Origin of the sequence: Citrobacter sp. MGH100 (assembly GCF_001034465.1) — a bacterium.
GTDB lineage: Bacteria > Pseudomonadota > Gammaproteobacteria > Enterobacterales > Enterobacteriaceae > Citrobacter > Citrobacter youngae.
In genome coordinates, this window is sequence record NZ_KQ089800.1 from 1,705,350 (window position 1) to 1,722,687 (window position 17,338).

15 protein-coding genes are annotated in these 17,338 nt (G+C 53.0%); 4 read left to right on the forward strand and 11 right to left on the reverse strand.

What is annotated here, in order from left to right:
- Positions 1–7: 7 nt before the first annotated feature.
- The 5 genes from phoH to putP form a co-directional block, all read right to left on the reverse strand.
- Positions 8–796, reverse strand: coding sequence for a phosphate starvation-inducible protein PhoH (gene phoH, locus SK32_RS08100; protein ID WP_005122110.1), 789 nt, complete (start codon positions 794–796; stop codon positions 8–10).
- 520 nt (positions 797–1,316) lie between these two features.
- On the reverse strand, positions 1,317–2,600 hold the full coding sequence (efeB, locus tag SK32_RS08105; protein WP_048212075.1) for an iron uptake transporter deferrochelatase/peroxidase subunit: 1,284 nt from the start codon (positions 2,598–2,600) through the stop codon (positions 1,317–1,319).
- 5 nt (positions 2,601–2,605) lie between these two features.
- Positions 2,606–3,733 (reverse strand): iron uptake system protein EfeO, encoded by a 1,128-nt coding sequence (gene efeO / locus SK32_RS08110; protein ID WP_048212076.1) that lies wholly within the window; start codon positions 3,731–3,733, stop codon positions 2,606–2,608.
- Positions 3,734–3,791: 58 nt separating this feature from the next.
- On the reverse strand, positions 3,792–4,625 hold the full coding sequence (gene efeU / locus SK32_RS08115) for an iron uptake transporter permease EfeU (protein WP_048212077.1): 834 nt from the start codon (positions 4,623–4,625) through the stop codon (positions 3,792–3,794).
- Between the two features lie 213 nt (positions 4,626–4,838).
- Entirely contained in the window at positions 4,839–6,347 is a 1,509-nt protein-coding gene (gene putP / locus SK32_RS08120) for a sodium/proline symporter PutP (protein ID WP_048212078.1), read from the reverse strand.
- Positions 6,348–6,769: 422 nt separating this feature from the next.
- Here putP and putA point away from each other — a divergent pair, with 422 nt between their 5' ends.
- Positions 6,770–10,732: a trifunctional transcriptional regulator/proline dehydrogenase/L-glutamate gamma-semialdehyde dehydrogenase gene (putA, locus tag SK32_RS08125; RefSeq protein WP_048212079.1), complete on the forward strand. Its 3,963-nt coding sequence runs from the start codon at positions 6,770–6,772 to the stop codon at positions 10,730–10,732.
- A gap of 58 nt (positions 10,733–10,790) precedes the next feature.
- Entirely contained in the window at positions 10,791–11,186 is a 396-nt protein-coding gene (locus tag SK32_RS08130) for a lysozyme inhibitor LprI family protein (protein WP_005122117.1), read from the forward strand.
- On the opposite strand, the gene rutR is transcribed toward SK32_RS08130, so the two are convergent.
- The 3 genes from rutR to SK32_RS08145 all read right to left on the reverse strand — a co-directional run bounded on the left by rutR (position 11,183) and on the right by SK32_RS08145 (position 13,130).
- The gene (gene rutR / locus SK32_RS08135; protein ID WP_048212080.1) at positions 11,183–11,821 is read right to left on the reverse strand and encodes an HTH-type transcriptional regulator RutR; all 639 of its coding nucleotides are present in this window, start codon (positions 11,819–11,821) and stop codon (positions 11,183–11,185) included. The two genes, SK32_RS08130 and rutR, sit on opposite strands and share 4 nt — an antisense overlap.
- 58 nt (positions 11,822–11,879) lie before the next feature.
- Entirely contained in the window at positions 11,880–12,794 is a 915-nt protein-coding gene (locus SK32_RS08140) for a DMT family transporter (protein ID WP_048212081.1), read from the reverse strand.
- A 162-nt stretch (positions 12,795–12,956) separates the two neighbouring features.
- Positions 12,957–13,130, reverse strand: coding sequence for a con-10 family general stress protein (locus SK32_RS08145; protein WP_003036022.1), 174 nt, complete (start codon positions 13,128–13,130; stop codon positions 12,957–12,959).
- A 385-nt stretch (positions 13,131–13,515) separates the two neighbouring features.
- On the opposite strand from SK32_RS08145, the gene wrbA reads away from it, so the two are divergent.
- Entirely contained in the window at positions 13,516–14,112 is a 597-nt protein-coding gene (wrbA, locus tag SK32_RS08150) for an NAD(P)H:quinone oxidoreductase (RefSeq protein ID WP_003832057.1), read from the forward strand.
- Positions 14,113–14,132: 20 nt separating this feature from the next.
- Complete coding sequence (locus tag SK32_RS08155; protein ID WP_048212082.1) at positions 14,133–14,360, forward strand: YccJ family protein; 228 nt, start codon at positions 14,133–14,135, stop codon at positions 14,358–14,360.
- Positions 14,361–14,398: 38 nt separating this feature from the next.
- Here SK32_RS08155 and agp read toward each other — a convergent pair whose 3' ends face one another.
- From agp to SK32_RS08170, 3 genes are all read right to left on the reverse strand, one after another.
- The gene (gene agp / locus SK32_RS08160) at positions 14,399–15,640 is read right to left on the reverse strand and encodes a bifunctional glucose-1-phosphatase/inositol phosphatase (RefSeq protein ID WP_048212083.1); all 1,242 of its coding nucleotides are present in this window, start codon (positions 15,638–15,640) and stop codon (positions 14,399–14,401) included.
- A gap of 88 nt (positions 15,641–15,728) precedes the next feature.
- Positions 15,729–16,436: an ArsR/SmtB family transcription factor gene (locus SK32_RS08165; protein ID WP_048212084.1), complete on the reverse strand. Its 708-nt coding sequence runs from the start codon at positions 16,434–16,436 to the stop codon at positions 15,729–15,731.
- Between the two features lie 69 nt (positions 16,437–16,505).
- Positions 16,506–17,261: a sulfite exporter TauE/SafE family protein gene (locus SK32_RS08170; RefSeq protein WP_048212085.1), complete on the reverse strand. Its 756-nt coding sequence runs from the start codon at positions 17,259–17,261 to the stop codon at positions 16,506–16,508.
- Between the last annotated feature and the right edge of the window lie 77 nt (positions 17,262–17,338).

Genomic DNA, 17,338 nt, shown 5'->3' on the forward strand with positions numbered 1-17,338 from the left:
AAACAGATCAGTTGTAAGCATTGAGCGTCCGCTGACACAGTGCCGAGCGAACGCAATCATCTTTGTTGAATCGAACGATCCCAATCATGTCATCTTCTTCGAAACGGGCCAGCGCATCGCTTAGCCCTGAACGAACATGAGCGGGGAGATCGCACTGGGTAATATCCCCATTCACAATCACCGTCACATTCTCTCCGAGTCGGGTCAAAAACATCTTCATTTGCGCAGCAGTCACATTCTGAGCCTCATCCAGAATAACAACAGCATTTTCAAATGTACGTCCCCGCATATACGCGAACGGCGCGATTTCTACCTTACCAATCTCAGGTCGCAGGCAATATTGCATAAAGGAGGCTCCCAGACGTTTTACCAGCACGTCATAAACCGGACGAAAATAGGGAGCGAACTTCTCGGAGACATCCCCAGGTAAGAAGCCGAGGTCTTCATCAGCTTGCAGAACTGGACGGGTTACAATGATCCTGTCCACATCTTTGTGGATCAGGGCTTCTGCTGCTTTCGCCGCGCTGATCCAGGTTTTACCACACCCGGCTTCACCGGTGGCGAAGATCAGCTGCTTGCTCTCGATAGCATTCAGGTAGTGCGCCTGAGCTTCATTTCGCGCCGTGATCGGTGTGGCGTCGCGGCTATCACGCGCCATACCAATCGCTTCTACGCCGCCCATCTGCACAAGCGAGGTGACCGATTCATCTTCGCGCTGTTTATGGCTACGCGAATCCCGCCTCAGCACACGTTTTGCTTCGCGACGAGCTTTGATCACTGCTTTTTGTCTTCCCATGGATAGCACCTTGAGTTGTAGGTATACATCACACGCGCCGTTGGCGGCACGATTATGCGCACGAACATCTGAGGGTTGGCTTCCTTGTAAGCCATTGCCTGCCTTCGGATAAGACGCCATACACGGCTACGCGCACCGTACAGGGTGTCAGTTACAAGGATAAGAAGTGAAAGGGAGAGAGATTTAACGGTGACGAGATGGCTACCGGAAGAGAAACGTCCGCGTAAGGGACTGCAATAACGTTGAAAAACATGTCCAGTACAGGACTTTTCCATTCGCGATCTCCATAGTGAACGACTATCACCGCCGGGAACTACCGCTATTACTTATAATTACATCATAACCCTTCGTTAATGCAACAATATTTTTACTTATTGTTAACTTAATTTCATCTTATCGCCAGCAACAGTCTCTTGCAGAGAGATGACAGAATTATTTCAGTCGCCGCCGATCATGAAAAATAATTTTTTCATTCATCAGAGTGTCAGGAAATGCCCCGCCGCACTGCGGGGCACAATCATCATGCTTCGAGCAGGGCCTGTCCCAGATAATGGTCTGCAGTTTTGACGCCCGGCAAGGCAAAGAAGTATCCCCCACCAATAGGTTTGACATACTCCTCAAGCGCTTCACCGTTCAGGCGTTTCTGCACCGTCAAAAACCCTTTTTCCAGGTCGTGCTGATAGCAAACAAACAACAGTCCCATATCCAGTTGACCAGAATTGGTCACGCCGAGCGAATAGCTGTAGCCACGGCGCATCATCAAACTGGAGTCAGTCTCTTTGGTGCGCGGATTTGCCAGACGGATATGGCTGTCGAGTGCAATTACCTCGCCTTCGGGATCGTTGGCGTAATCCGGCACATCATGCTCATGCTGCATACCCAGCGGTGCGCCGGTATGTTTATCGCGGCCGAAAATCGTTTGCTGCTCTTTAAGCGGCGTACGGTCCCAGAATTCCACGCGGAACTGGATGAGCCTGACGGCCTGATAGCTACCATCTTGTGCCCATGCCGGTTCCCCCTGCTCCGCAGTGACCCACACCACGTTTTGCATCAGCGTTGCATTGGCTGCGTCGGGATTCGCGGTTCCATCCTTAAATCCCAGCAAATTGACAGGTGTCTCTTTACCTTTACTGCGTGCGGCGTGGTCGGAAATAAACCCTTCCCGCTTCCAGCGCACGCTGAGCAGATCAGGCGTGTGCTTAATGATATCGCGCAGCGCATGGATAACGGTGTCCTGCGTGTTGGCGCAAATCTGCAACAGCAAATCGCCATGACATAACGCTGCATCCAGTGAGTCATTCGGAAAACGCGTCATTTTTTGCAGTTTTTTCGGCATCTGTGCTTTCAGACCATAGCGATCATCAAACAGTGAAGATCCAACCGACAGCGTCATCGTCAGATTATCCGGCGCTATGTATGCCCCAAGAATACCGGAATCCATTGGCGGTAAACGTGGATTCGGCGTTTCTGGCGCCGGCCCACCGGTGGTTAGAAACGCAAACCGGCTGGTTAGTAAACGAAACAGACGCTCAAGATCAGCCTTATCACTGGCGAGCACATCAAACGCCACCAGCATCATTGAGGCTTGCTGCGGCGTCAGGATCCCGGCCTGGTGCTGGCCATAAAACGGTTGTTGTTCACTGCGCGCATCAGGTGACAGTGTTCCCGGCGCGCTTTGCGTTTTTTGCGCGTGAGCGACCGGGCATCCACCCGCCAGCGCCAGCGCCCCACCCAGGGCGCCCATCCCTTTCAGTAAACGTCGGCGTGACGGTTCGCTCACGCCGTTTTCATTATCTTGCTGCATAGTGCTTAATCCAGACCCAGAACACCGCGTAATTGCGACAAGTCTTCCGCCAGCGTCGTGATTGGCCCTTTCAGCGCATTGCGATCGGCATCGGTCAGTTTGTCATAGGTTTCAAAACCGTCTTTGGTACGGTACTTGCTCAGAATGGTATCGACTTTTTTGAAGTTCGCATCCACCTTCGCCAGCAGTTCAGCATTGGATTTTTGTAATTGAGGACGCAGGAGATCGACAATTTTCTGCGCACCATCGACGTTAGCCTGGAAATCCCACAGATCGGTATGGCTGTAGCGATCTTCTTCCCCACTGATTTTGCTGGCAGCAACTTCTTCAATCAGCCCTGCTGCTCCGCCAACCACTTTAGACGGTGGGAAAGCCAGCTCGCTAATACGCGTTTGCAGGTCAAGAACATCACTGTTTAATTGGTCGGCGTACTTGTCCATACCTTTAGTGGTATTGTCGCCAAACAGCGCTTTCTCCAGGCGGTGGAAGCCGGTGAATTTCGGATCGGCGGCTTTTTGCTCATAATCATCTTCACGCGCATCAATGCTGCCGTCGAGATCGGAGAACAATTCGGCAATTGGCTCAATACGCTCATAATGCTGACGGGTTGGCGCATACAGCGATTTGGCTTTCTCCAGATCGCCTGCTTTAATGGCATCCGTGAAGGCTTTCGTGCCTGTCACCAGTTGCGCGGTTTCTGCCGTTACATAGGCTTTGTATTCAGTAATTGCACCACTCAGGCTCAGCAGAGCGTCGCTGTGCGCGGCATCTGCCGTTGCAGTCCCCTTCACGATCAGCTTGCCTTTCGGGTTGGTCAGCAGACCGCAGGTCATATCATATTCACCCGGCTGCAGATTAGCCGTCATTTTCTGGCTAAAGCCTGGTGCAATGTTTTCGCGCTCTTCAACCACCATAACGCCTTTAAGAATTTCCCACTCCAGCGCTTTCTGGCTGTGGTTCTGGATGATGAACTGCGTTTTCCCGGCGTTAACCGTGATGGTCATCGGCTCACACTGTTTGTCGTTAACCGTGACTTTCACCTGCGGAATATCGGCGGCTTGTGCAGAAAAAGCGGATGCAAACAGCGCGGCAATACCCAACTGCAGCGCACTACGGCGAAAATTAAACGTCATAACCTATCCCTATAAATAAGTATATTGTAACTAAAAAGTATTCTGCATCGCGTTTTTATCAAGGTGCGGTACGCGATGCCGTAGTGCCTGAACGCGGCGGTAGTGCAAACATAATCAACGCCGGAATCAGGTAGATAAACCAGACAGCAACTTCACTAACACTTGGCGCTTCCTGATAACCGAAGACCCCTTCCATCAATGTGCCAAACAGCGAATGCGTTGACAGAACGCTGCTCATATCAAACGCCACGTCCTGGAAATGATTCCATAACCCGGCTTCGTGGAATGCACGAATGGCCCCTGCAGCAAGGCCTGCGGCAACCAACAAAATGAACAGGCTGGTCCATTTAAAGAAAGCCCCGAGATTGAGGCGAATCCCACCGAGATAAATCAGATAACCCAGTACCACCGCGGTAGCCAGTCCCAGCATCGCACCTAGCGGTGGCCAAATACCCACATCCTGCTGAAATGCCGCCAGCAGGAAGAAGACAGACTCCAGCCCTTCACGGGCAACGGCAAAAAAGACCATCATCACCAGCGCCCAGCCATGATGATTGCCTTTCTGTAACGCGTTATCGACAGCCTGTTCCAGTTGTACTTTGACGTTGCGCGATACTTTACGCATCCAGAAGACCATCCAGGTCAGGATCACCACGGCAATGAGCGCCACGATGCCTTCAAACAGCTCCTGTTCTTTTTGCGGAAATTCACCGGTGGTTTCGTTGATGAAAATGCCTAACGCCAGGCACAACGCCGCCGCCAGCAACACACCAATCCACATCACGCCAATCCAGCGGCCACGCTGAGTCCGTTTCAGGTAGCTGGCAATCAGGCTGACAATCAGCGCGGCCTCTAACCCTTCGCGCAACATAATTAGAAATGGAACAAACATGCGAAGTACCCTTTAACGTTATTCTCAGTCAACTGATGAAAAGAAAAGTAAATTACAGTGATAGTGATTATCATTACAGCAAAGAAAAACTCAAGCAGAATGTTTTGAGAATGATGACTGAATGTAAAAGGTTAGGTAGGTAACGGTTATGACGGTTTTACGACCGGGTCAATAAAAAAGCCCGCACACGGCGGGCTTGAGGACAGAGGCTGATTATTCTTCCTGCAAACGCGACGGCGGTGCTGAATGATAATGCGCATCAGCCTCGGCAAAACGTTTCTGCATTGCTGCTGATGGCGCTTTCCCCCACAGACTGAAGACCACAATCCCGATGCTGCCGAACACGAAGCCCGGGATGATTTCATACAGGCCCAACCAGGCAAACTGCTTCCAGACGATAACCGTCACTGCACCAATGACCATCCCTGCCAGTGCGCCGTTACGGGTCATACGCGACCACATTACGGAGAACAGAACAACCGGACCAAAGGCAGCACCAAAGCCAGCCCAGGCGTAGCTCACCAGGCCGAGCACACGGTTCTCTGGGTTTGCCGCCAGCGCGATGGACACCAGCGCCACGACCAGCACCATGATACGCCCAATCCATACCAGCTCTTTCTGGCTGGCATTTTTACGCAGGAACGCTTTGTACAAATCTTCGGTAATCGCACTGGAGCATACCAGCAGTTGGCAGCTCAGCGTCGACATCACCGCCGCAAGGATCGCAGACAACAGAATACCGGCAATCCATGGATTGAACAGGATCTGCGCCAGTTCAATAAACACACGCTCAGCATTCTGGTTCACGGCACCCGCCAACGACGGGTTGTTATTGAAGTAAGCAATGCCGAAGAACCCAACGGCAACCGCGCCAGCCAGACACAGGATCATCCAGGTCATACTAATGCGACGTGCGTGGACAATGCTATGGTGAGAATCTGCCGCCATAAAGCGCGCCAGAATATGCGGCTGACCGAAATAACCCAGTCCCCATCCCATCAGGGAAATGATGGCAACAAAGTTAAGCCCTTTGAACATATCCACGTTCTCAATGCTCTTTTGTTTAATCACTTCCAGCGAATCATCAAACCCACCCACGCCAATAATAACCATCACCGGCGTCAGGATCAGGGCGAAGATCATCAGGCTGGCCTGGACGGTATCGGTCCAGCTTACTGCCAGGAAACCACCGATAAAGGTGTAAATGATCGTCGCGGCCGCGCCCGCCCACAGCGCGGTTTCGTAGCTCATACCAAAGGTGCTTTCGAATAAACGCGCCCCTGCCACAATACCTGAAGCACAATAGATGGTGAAAAACAGCAGGATAACCAGTGCTGAGATAATTCGCAGGATACGACTTTTATCTTCAAAACGGCCGGTAAAATAATCCGGCAACGTTAGCGCGTTGTTATTGTATTCGGTGTGTACACGTAAACGCCCGGCCACCAGTTTCCAGTTAATCCATGCCCCTAATACCAGACCGATAGCGATCCAACTTTCTGAAATCCCCGACAGGAAAATCGCGCCAGGCAGCCCCATCAGCAGCCAGCCGCTCATGTCAGATGCCCCGGCGGACAACGCCGTTACGAACGGACCCAGACTGCGTCCACCCAGAATATAATCGTCAAAGTTTTTGGTCGAACGCCAAGCAATAAACCCTATCAATATCATGCCGAAAATATAGACACAGAATGTCACTAACATCGGTGTGCTAATAGCCATCAAAACTCTCCAAAATTATGTATCAGCAATGCCGTGGCTTGCCGTTTTATTACCCTGCCGGAACGTGGCAAAGATATCTATGTTGACCAGGGCGACCGTATCCTGCCGGAAGCGATGGTTATTCACAATCGATTTAACACACCATTTACATCAAATTTGATCCAGAGTAGATAGCATTTTTCTGTAGGTTGCACTCTCTCACATTTTTTTCGGTTGCACCTTTTAAAAGTGTTAACTACCGCAGAGAAAAAGATTTTGTAATTTTTACAGCCCACATCATAAAACTCACATTTATTAACATTTCATTCATTTCCAAGCTTGCAAACCAAGTCACATTTAACACGGTTGCACAAAGTTGCAACATAGTGGATATTTCTCGGTAACTATCAGACCCGTATTTCAGTACAACAGGAGTAAACGGCATGGGAACCACCACGATGGGGGTTAAGCTGGACGACGCTACGCGCGAGCGGATTAAAACAGCAGCATCACGAATCGATCGCACGCCACATTGGCTGATCAAACAAGCCATCTTTAATTATCTCGAAAGACTGGAAAATGACGACGCGCTTCCTGAACTACCGGCCCTGCTGGCGGGTGCCGCGAATGAGGGTGAGGAGCCAACCACGCCGCAGAATGAAGCGCACCAGCCTTTCCTTGAATTTGCCGAGCAGATCCTGCCGCAGTCAGTTTCCCGCGCAGCAATCACCGCCGCGTACCGCCGCGCCGAAACCGACGCAGTGCCGATGCTGATGGAGCAGGCTCGTCTGCCGCAACCCATCGCTGAGCAAGCGCACAAGCTGGCATACAGCCTGGCCGACAAACTGCGTAACCAGAAGACCGCCAGCGGCCGCGCAGGGATGGTTCAGGGTTTATTGCAGGAGTTCTCCCTTTCTTCACAGGAAGGCGTTGCGCTGATGTGTCTGGCGGAAGCCTTGCTGCGTATTCCTGATAAGGCAACCCGCGATGCGTTAATCCGCGACAAAATCAGCAACGGCAACTGGCAGTCGCACATTGGACGCAGCCCGTCACTTTTCGTCAACGCGGCGACCTGGGGGCTGTTGTTTACCGGTCGTCTGGTTTCTACGCATAATGAAGCCAGCCTTTCACGCTCACTCAACCGTATTATCGGCAAGAGCGGTGAACCACTGGTGCGTAAAGGCGTCGACATGGCAATGCGCTTGATGGGCGAGCAGTTTGTCACCGGAGAGACTATCGCCGAAGCGCTGGCTAACGCGCGTAAACTGGAAGAAAAAGGTTTCCGCTACTCTTATGACATGCTGGGTGAAGCGGCTCTAACCGCCGCTGATGCCCAGGCTTATATGGTTTCGTACCAACAGGCAATCCACGCCATTGGTAAAGCCTCAAATGGTCGCGGCATCTATGAAGGGCCGGGCATTTCTATCAAGCTGTCGGCGTTGCATCCGCGTTATAGCCGCGCGCAGTATGACCGCGTGATGGATGAACTCTATCCGCGTCTGAAGTCGCTTACTCTGCTGGCCCGCCAGTACGACATCGGTATCAATATTGATGCTGAAGAGGCAGACCGACTGGAGATCTCCCTCGATCTGCTGGAAAAACTGTGCTTTGAACCTGAGCTGGCGGGCTGGAACGGTATCGGTTTTGTTATCCAGGCCTACCAGAAGCGCTGTCCGTATGTCATTGATTATCTCATTGATCTGGCTACACGCAGCCGTCGCCGACTGATGATCCGCCTGGTCAAAGGCGCGTACTGGGATAGCGAAATCAAACGCGCACAGATGGACGGTCTGGAAGGCTATCCGGTTTACACCCGTAAGGTGTACACCGACGTTTCCTATCTGGCCTGTGCGAAAAAACTGCTTGCTGTACCGAATCTGATCTACCCACAGTTCGCCACCCACAACGCGCATACGCTGGCGGCCATTTATCAGTTAGCGGGTCAAAACTACTATCCAGGTCAGTATGAGTTCCAGTGTCTGCACGGTATGGGCGAACCGCTGTATGAACAGGTCACCGGCAAAGTCGCTGATGGCAAACTGAACCGCCCATGCCGCATTTATGCGCCCGTCGGTACGCACGAAACATTGCTGGCGTACCTGGTACGTCGTCTGCTGGAAAACGGTGCCAACACTTCATTCGTCAACCGTATTGCAGACACCACCCTGCCGCTGGACGAACTGGTTGCCGATCCAGTTGAAGCCGTTGAAAAACTGGCACAGCAGGAAGGTCAGGCCGGGCTGCCGCATCCGAAAATTGCCCTGCCGCGTGACCTGTACGGTAAAGGCCGCGAAAACTCAGGCGGGCTGGATTTAGCTAACGAACATCGTCTGGCCTCGCTGTCCTCTGCCCTGCTCAACAGCGCGCTGCAAAAATGGCACGCTAAGCCAATACTCGAACATCCGGTTGCTGACGGTGAAATGACGCCCGTCGTCAACCCGGCCGAACCGAAAGACATAGTCGGTTACGTGCGTGAAGCGACTCACAGCGAGGTGGAACAGGCATTACAGAACGCGGTAAATAACGCGCCGATCTGGTTCGCCACACCGCCACAAGAGCGCGCCGCTATTTTGCATCGCGCCGCCGTGCTGATGGAAGGTCAGATGCAGCAGTTGATTGGCATCCTGGTGCGAGAAGCGGGTAAAACCTTCAGCAACGCCATTGCGGAAGTACGCGAAGCGGTCGACTTCCTGCACTATTATGCCGGCCAGGTGCGCGATGACTTCGATAATGAAACCCATCGTCCGTTAGGCCCGGTGGTCTGTATCAGCCCATGGAACTTCCCGCTGGCTATTTTCACCGGACAGATTGCTGCCGCACTGGCGGCGGGCAATAGCGTGCTGGCGAAACCTGCGGAGCAAACCCCACTGATTGCCGCCCAGGGCATCGCGATTTTACTCGAAGCGGGAGTCCCGCCGGGCGTGGTGCAACTGTTGCCTGGTCAGGGTGAAACGGTCGGGGCGCAGCTCACTTCCGATGAGCGCGTTCGCGGCGTGATGTTTACCGGCTCCACGGAAGTCGCCACGCTGTTACAACGCAATATCGCGACTCGTCTCGATGCGCAGGGGCGTCCAATCCCGCTTATCGCCGAAACCGGTGGGATGAACGCCATGATCGTCGACTCCTCCGCATTGACGGAACAAGTCGTGGTCGACGTTCTGGCCTCTGCCTTTGACAGTGCCGGACAACGCTGCTCGGCACTGCGCGTCCTGTGCCTGCAGGATGATATTGCCGACCATACGCTGAAAATGCTGCGCGGCGCGATGTCGGAATGCCGCATGGGCAACCCGGGCCGCCTGACCACCGATATTGGACCGGTTATCGATGAAGAAGCCAAAGCCAATATTGAGCGCCATATTCAGGCCATGCGCGCCAAAGGGCGTCCGGTGTTCCAGGCCGTGCGCGAAAATAGCGACGATGCGCGGGAATGGCAAACCGGTACCTTTATCGCCCCGACGCTTATTGAGCTGGAAAGCTTCGATGAATTACAAAAAGAGGTGTTTGGTCCGGTACTGCATGTCGTGCGTTACACCCGTAACAATCTGGGCAGCCTGATTGAACAAATCAATGCCTCCGGCTACGGTCTGACGCTGGGCGTACACACCCGTATCGATGAAACCATCGCCCAGGTCACGGGCTCGGCACATGTGGGGAACCTGTATGTTAACCGCAATATGGTCGGCGCCGTCGTCGGAGTGCAACCATTCGGTGGCGAAGGCTTGTCAGGAACCGGGCCAAAAGCGGGTGGACCGCTGTATCTGTACCGCCTGCTGGCAAACCGACCGGAAAATGCGTTAGGCATTACCCTTGCCCGCCAGGATGCAGACTACCCGGTCGATGCGCAGCTTAAATCAGCGCTGATTCAACCGCTGGAAGCGCTCACCGCATGGGCAATCGATCGCCCGTCGCTGCATGCGCTCTGTCAGCAGTTTGGCGAACTGGCACAGGCCGGAACGCAACGCCTGCTGCCAGGACCCACCGGCGAGCGCAATACCTGGACGCTGTTGCCGCGCGAACGTGTGCTGTGTATCGCCGATGACGAACAGGATGCACTGGTACAGGTTGCCGCGGTGGCTTCCGTAGGTAGCTTAATCCTGTGGCCTGATGATGCATTCCATCGCGACCTGGCAAAAAGCCTGCCAACTGCGGTTTCCGGGCGTATTCAGTTTGCCAAAGCGGACAACATCACCTCGCAGCCGTTTGATGCCGTTATTTTCCACGGCGATTCCGATCAGCTTCGCGCACTGTGTGAATCAGTGGCGGCCCGCGAAGGGGCGATTGTTTCGGTCCAGGGCTTTGCCCGTGGCGAAAGCAATATTCTGCTGGAGAGGCTGTACATTGAACGTTCCCTGAGCGTCAATACTGCCGCTGCCGGGGGGAACGCCAGCCTGATGACAATCGGCTAAGGTTGTGGTTAATTAAGGCTCCGGCAACGGAGCCTTTTTTATGAAGCCAGAGGGAAGCATGAAACGAATTGTACTGACCTGTGCCGCACTGCTGCTAAGCAGTCACGCACTGGCGGATGACTGCGCCAACGCAAACAACCAAATTGAAATGAATACCTGCGCCGCTGAGCAGTATAAGACGGCCGACGCAAAGCTAAATGATACTTATCAGAATGCACTGAAGCGCGCCGCCCCCACCCAACGTGATTTACTGAAAAAAGCACAGGTCGCATGGATTACCCTGCGCGATGCAGACTGCGCATTGATCAGTTCAGGCACGGAAGGCGGCAGCATACAGTCGATGATCACCAGCCAGTGTTTAACGGACAAAACCAACGAGCGCGAAGCGTTTCTCGCCTCGCTCTTACAGTGCGAAGAGGGTGACTTAAGCTGCCCGTTACCGCCGGCAGGTTAACGCACGCGGATCCCTTCAATAATCATCCGCTGTACGCTCTCAACGGTTTGGTTAAAAAAGGCTTCATCACGCAGCGTTGCGCCCGTCACTGCCTCTACCTGTGGGGCAAAATCGGCGTAATGCTGGGTTGAAGCCCAAATCATAAAAATCAGATGATGCGGATCGACCGGCGCCAGCTTCCCGCTTTTAATCCACCCAGCAATCAGCGCAGATTTCTCATCAATCAGCGTTTTGAGATCGCCAGTTAATTCAGCCATCAACAACGGCGCGCCTGCCAGCATTTCCATACAAAATAGTCGCGATGCCTGGGGATAATCGCGGGACACTTCCAGTTTGAGTCGGATGTACTCTTTAATCGCCGCCAGTGGCGCAAAGTCCTCGCGAAAGGCCTTCAGCGGTGCCAGCCAGATATCGAGGATCTGGCGTAATACGGCAATATAGAGCACTTCTTTAGAAGGGTAGTAATAAAGCAGATTCGTTTTAGACACCCCCGCCAGTTCCGCAATCTGCTCCAGACGCGTGCCATGAATGCCATACTGGGAAAAGACATTTAATGCCGCGGTTAAGATAGCCTGGCGTTTTGCACTCACGGCCTGCGAGCGTTTACCTGTTTTTTTCTCTGCGCCTTGAGCCATGCACCCTCTCCTTGTTCTGAGGGCGCCAGCATAACAAATCGCACACTGAAACGTTAAATTAAAGCGACTCGGGCGGAGCCTCCTGCTGGACGGCTTTCTTCTTTTTGAACTTGAGTTCGCTGACCAGTACGCCAATGATAATGAATGCCGCCCCCAACAGAGCAAGCAGCGGCAGGCGTTCCCCTGCGAGTCGACCAAAAATCCCCGCCCATACAGGCTCACCGGTATAGATTACCGTTGCGCGTGTCGGCGAAACGCTGCGCTGCGCCCAGTTCATGGTGACCTGGATAATCGCACTGAAAATCCCCAGCCCCAGCGCCACCACCAGCAATCCGGTAGACATTGGCGGTACGGTCTCTCCGGCTGGTCCCATCGCAATAAACGCCACTATCGAAGCAGTTGCCAGTTGCACTACCGTTACCCGCCGTACATCCACTTTTCCCGCCCACGCGCTAATCAGGATAATTTCTGCCGCAATCGCCACCGCACCGGCGAGCGTGATCCACTCGCCTTCGCCTAAAGCCAGTAAATTGCCTCCCGGTCCGGCAAGAAAAATCAATCCGATAAAGGCCAGTACAATACCGACGCACGGCATCAGTCCGGGCATACGTCCCAGACACAGCCATTGTAAAAGCGGTACCAGTGGCACGTACATCGCAGTAATAAACGCCGATTTACTGCTGGGAATAAACTGTAGTCCCCAGGTTTGCAGACTATAGCCCAGCGCAATGGCGATACCGATTGCCACGCCTGCTTTGAATTCCAGCCACGTTAGCTTATGCAATGTGCGTAACGACAAAAGCGCGACCGCCAGCGCGGCGGTGGCAAAACGCACGCCGACAAAGAAAAAGGGACCGCTCAGCGTGACAGCATATTGCACAGCCAAAAACGTTCCGCCCCAGAACATGGTGATCACAATGAGGATCGCCTCCTGGGGTTTAACAGAGAAGGAATAACGAGAAAGTAATGACATGAGACACCCGATTATCTGAATGTCATTAGTCTGCGTTGCGTTTTGTTACAGTTCAACCTTGCAGACAAAAAAAACCGCCGGAACGACCCGGCGGCGGTGGCGACGTAACGTCTGTCTCTGAACACTCAGCCGTCACGATATCTCTAACAGACAGCCCGACAATTACGATTTGTTATTGCCGTGACTATTCTTGCCCCCTTTTTTTCCTGCTTCTGAAGCGCGTTGCGGGTCATTCTTGAAGTTGCCCCCGCTGTGCTGGCCACCTTTTCGACCTGCTTCTGATGCTCTTTCGCGGTCTTCCGCAAAGTTGCCGGAACCGCCCCGATGGTTTGCCATTACTGACCTCCGTCATTGATTAGCCATCATATTGCATAGGTACTGAGGAGTGATACCTCACGCAGCGCAAGGGCCGTGCCCTGATTTTTACTGCGTGGGATTAAGCATAGTGAAGAGTAGCCGGATAACCGGCGAACTGTAATATTCTGCAACAGGAATGGCCGCCAGATGTTAATAATCGCGGCATGAAATCAATAAGTCTTTCTTATGGCTACCAAATTCCGTTCGGTTAAAAATGTATCATTTTGCAACAAAAACAGTTGTTATAAAAATTGTTATAAATCAAAGAAGTGATTGTGAAATTTGCACTCCTGGCCGTACGTCATATCTTTAAAGGGAGGTAGCGAATCGCTACGGACACAGTTAACTCGAGGAGTAGTGTAAAATGGCAAAAGTTCTGGTGCTTTATTATTCCATGTACGGACACATTGAAACTATGGCCCATGCAGTCGCAGAAGGCGCAAATAAGGTAGATGGCGCGGAAGTGATTATTAAGCGCGTACCAGAGACCATGCAGCCTGAGATTTTCCTCAAGGCTGGCGGCAAAACCCAAAACGCACCAGTCGCCACCCCGCAAGAACTGGCTGATTACGACGCCATTATTTTTGGTACCCCGACACGCTTTGGCAATATGTCCGGCCAGATGCGCACCTTCCTCGACCAGACTGGCGGACTGTGGGCTTCTGGCGGCCTTTACGGCAAACTCGCCAGCGTATTCAGCTCAACAGGCACTGGCGGCGGTCAGGAACAAACCATTACATCAACCTGGACAACACTTGCCCACCATGGGATGGTGATTGTACCCATCGGTTATGCGGCGCAAGAACTGTTTGATGTCTCACAAGTTCGTGGAGGCACACCTTACGGCGCAACGACCATCGCCGGAGGCGACGGCTCTCGTCAGCCAAGTCAGGAAGAGTTATCTATCGCCCGCTATCAGGGTGAATATGTCGCGGGTCTGGCAGTAAAACTCAACGGCTAATCTTCAACAGGAGGATTCGAATGCCAACTCAAGAAGCGAAAGCTCATCACGTTGGTGAATGGGCAAGTCTGCGCAATACATCGCTGGAAATAGCCGAAGCCATTTTTGAAGTCGCGAATTATGACGAAAAACTGGCGGAAAAAATTTGGGAAGAAGGTAGCGACGAGGTACTCATCAAAGCCTTTGAAAAAACAGACAAAGATTCGCTCTTTTGGGGTGAACAGACTATCGAACGTAAAAACGTCTAGCGCTCAGACTCCCCCGCGAACACGGGGGAGTTTTTCTTTTACTTCGCCGCCTCATTCAGCACGCTGTCGAACTTATCTATCGGGCAAAAACCATCCGCATCTATCGGACATCCTTTCAGCTCAAGCGTTACGCGCTGCGCCGGGGATTTCAGCGTCAGAACGTCTGCATTACGCAACTGCTGCGAGCTCTGATACACATACTCGATTTTCATCAGATCACGATTTGCGTTGCTGTCATGCCAGCGCTGGAAGACAATCTTCCCGCCAATCGGCGTACGCTCGTTCTGATCGTGAAGCTGGTATGGTTTGAAATCCAGCGCGGTAAGCAGCGAAGCGATGTTTGAGTCATGTCCCACCAGCACAGTTATTTTCGGTGCTTTCGCGCGTTCAGTAACCAGCGCATTATCAATATATTTCACCAGCGGTTTGGCGACGTTCTGCGCCACTTCCGGGGAGGTGAACAGACTGTCCTGATAGCCGTTTTTCAGCTTCGACAGCACCTTCCATTGTTGATCGGATTTAATCTCGCCCCAGGCAACCTTGTCCATCGGGAAGCCTTCGTAATATTGCAAGGTGAAGGCATCAACCAGCGAATTCCCCACCTTCAGCGGCCCCGACACACCTGGCTCCTGCTGATACTTAGCACTGAATGTGTCTTTGGCATCGGTCAGAGAACACTGCTGTTTTTCTTTACAGGATGGAGAGTCTTTGTAGTCGGTCATTTGCTCAAGCAACTGATAGCTGTCTTTGAGCTGCATTTTGCTACGCTCTTTCTCCATGGCCTGTACGGCCTGCTGGCTGAAGGCGGCGGAATCATCGGTGATCACCGGATTAAAGGTGGGATCCATGGTGCCCATTTTTTCCTGATGATGGACCGGAACATCGCAACCAGGGAAAGCACCAGTGACAAAAAACTGCGCCGTAGCAACAGTGCGCTGCAGGCTGTTAGCATAGGTATAAACCGTATCCGGTGCCGGACATTCGCCCGATTTCACCATCCCCTGCTCTGCCAGCCACTCTCGCATATAGTGACCCATATAGATTTCCAGCACACCGCCTTTGGTGGTGAGTTGTCCGCCGGGGACATCCCATTCTGGCCATTGTTTGGGAGTAGACTGCTCAAGAACGCTGCCGTTATTGGCTAAAGGTGCGCGTAAGTTATGCCGACTCATCATCAATACTTGTTGAAGCTGATAGCCTTCCGGCGCGGTCTGCGCCTGCGCGGCGGTGGACAGTAATACAGCCCCTGCCACAGCGGCGGCGATTAACGATTTATTCATCCCTACGACCTCTTGTTGTTATCAATCACCACAGAGTGTGACAGATATATGACATTTTTCCGGGAACGCTTTCGCAAAAATGGGGCATCTACCGTGTCGTTTGGATGCCAAACTCCGTCTGAAGTTTGCGCACACCAAGTGGGGTAAAGGTAACGTGGCGGCTGCCTGTCTGCGTTTTTATCCATTGCTTTTCAATCAACCAGCGCAGCAGCGATGCGCCAAGCACGCCGCCGGGATGATAACGTCGTTCGCTCCAGTCCAGACAACCACAGGTTAATTTCCGCCGGGATGAGCCAGCAGTGAGGACAATCCCCATCAGCGCCAGCTTTTCCTGTCCAAGTAACGTCAGCGTTTCGCCATCCGGCGTTAACCACTGGCGGGAAACCAGCGTATCGAACAGCCTTACCGCCACCTCTCCAGCCAGATGATCGTAGCAAGTTCGGGCATGCCGCAAGCTTAGCGGCGTAGTAATTTTTCGTGGTACGGATGTGCTCCACGCCACGCCCATCAGGCGCTCCAGCAGTTCGGCGATATCGGGACTCGCAAGGCGAAAATAACGATGCCTGCCCTGCGCAAGCGCCACAACAAAGCGTTGTTCGCACAGACGCGCCAGATGCGCGCTGGCGGTCGACGCAGACACATCCGCCACAGCGCTAAGTTCGGTTGCAGTCCAGGCGCGCCCATCCATCAGGGCGCACAGCATACGCGAGCGCGACTTATCGGCCATTGCCGCCGCAGTAAGCGCCATTCTCGACTCCAGATCGTCCTCTTCTTCATTTAACACCACTGATGCCATAACGCCCCCTTTGACCCTAAATAGCTGAATGAACGATGCCATGAGAGCGCCCTAAAGTCACTGCACAGGTCACGCCGCTCGCAGCATCATCTCTACGCCAAGCCCGATCAGACAAAACAGAAAACAGCGTTTAAACACGAGCGGAGAAATAACTCTTCGAACACGGGTTCCTATCCACTGGCCAATAAGTGCAGGAACAATGGCCAAAGCCGACAAACTTAGGGATTGTACGGGCAGCGCGTTGTGCCACCACAAGCCCAGTGCTAACGCCAGTGTCGAAAACGTAAAAGAGATCCCAAGCGCCTGTACCAGTTCATCCTTTTCAAAGCCCAAAGACTGGATCCATGGCACGGCGGGCATGACAAATACCCCCGTTCCCCCCGTCAATAAACCGGTCACGAATCCAATGACAAGGGAAAAGGGTTTTTCACGCTGCGGGGCCACCGCAATTTTCTTTCCCGCCAGCGTCCAGAGGGCATAGGCAACCAGTGCCATGCCAAGCGCAAACTGGGTCCGGGTTGTGTCGCCCCCGGTGATCCAGACACTGGCAAGCAAAGTGGCAATCACCACCGCCAGCAGCATAGGCCACAGCCGTTTGAGCAATTGACGCGTATTTCCGCCACCGCCAAACTGAAACAGATTACTGATCAGCGAAGGCAACAGCAGCATGGCCGCCGCCGCAACCGGTGAAATAAGCGATCCGAGGATCCCCATCGCCACGGTGGGCAGCCCCATACCGGTGACACCTTTCACCATCCCGGCGAGGACAAACGTGACGGTAATCATCATCACCAGGGAGGATTCAAATGCGTATACATTGGCCATTCTTTATTTTCCCACAAAAAAAGATAAGCCAGGTTAAACGCGACTATGAATACTTGCTTCGTCGGGTGACGAAATAT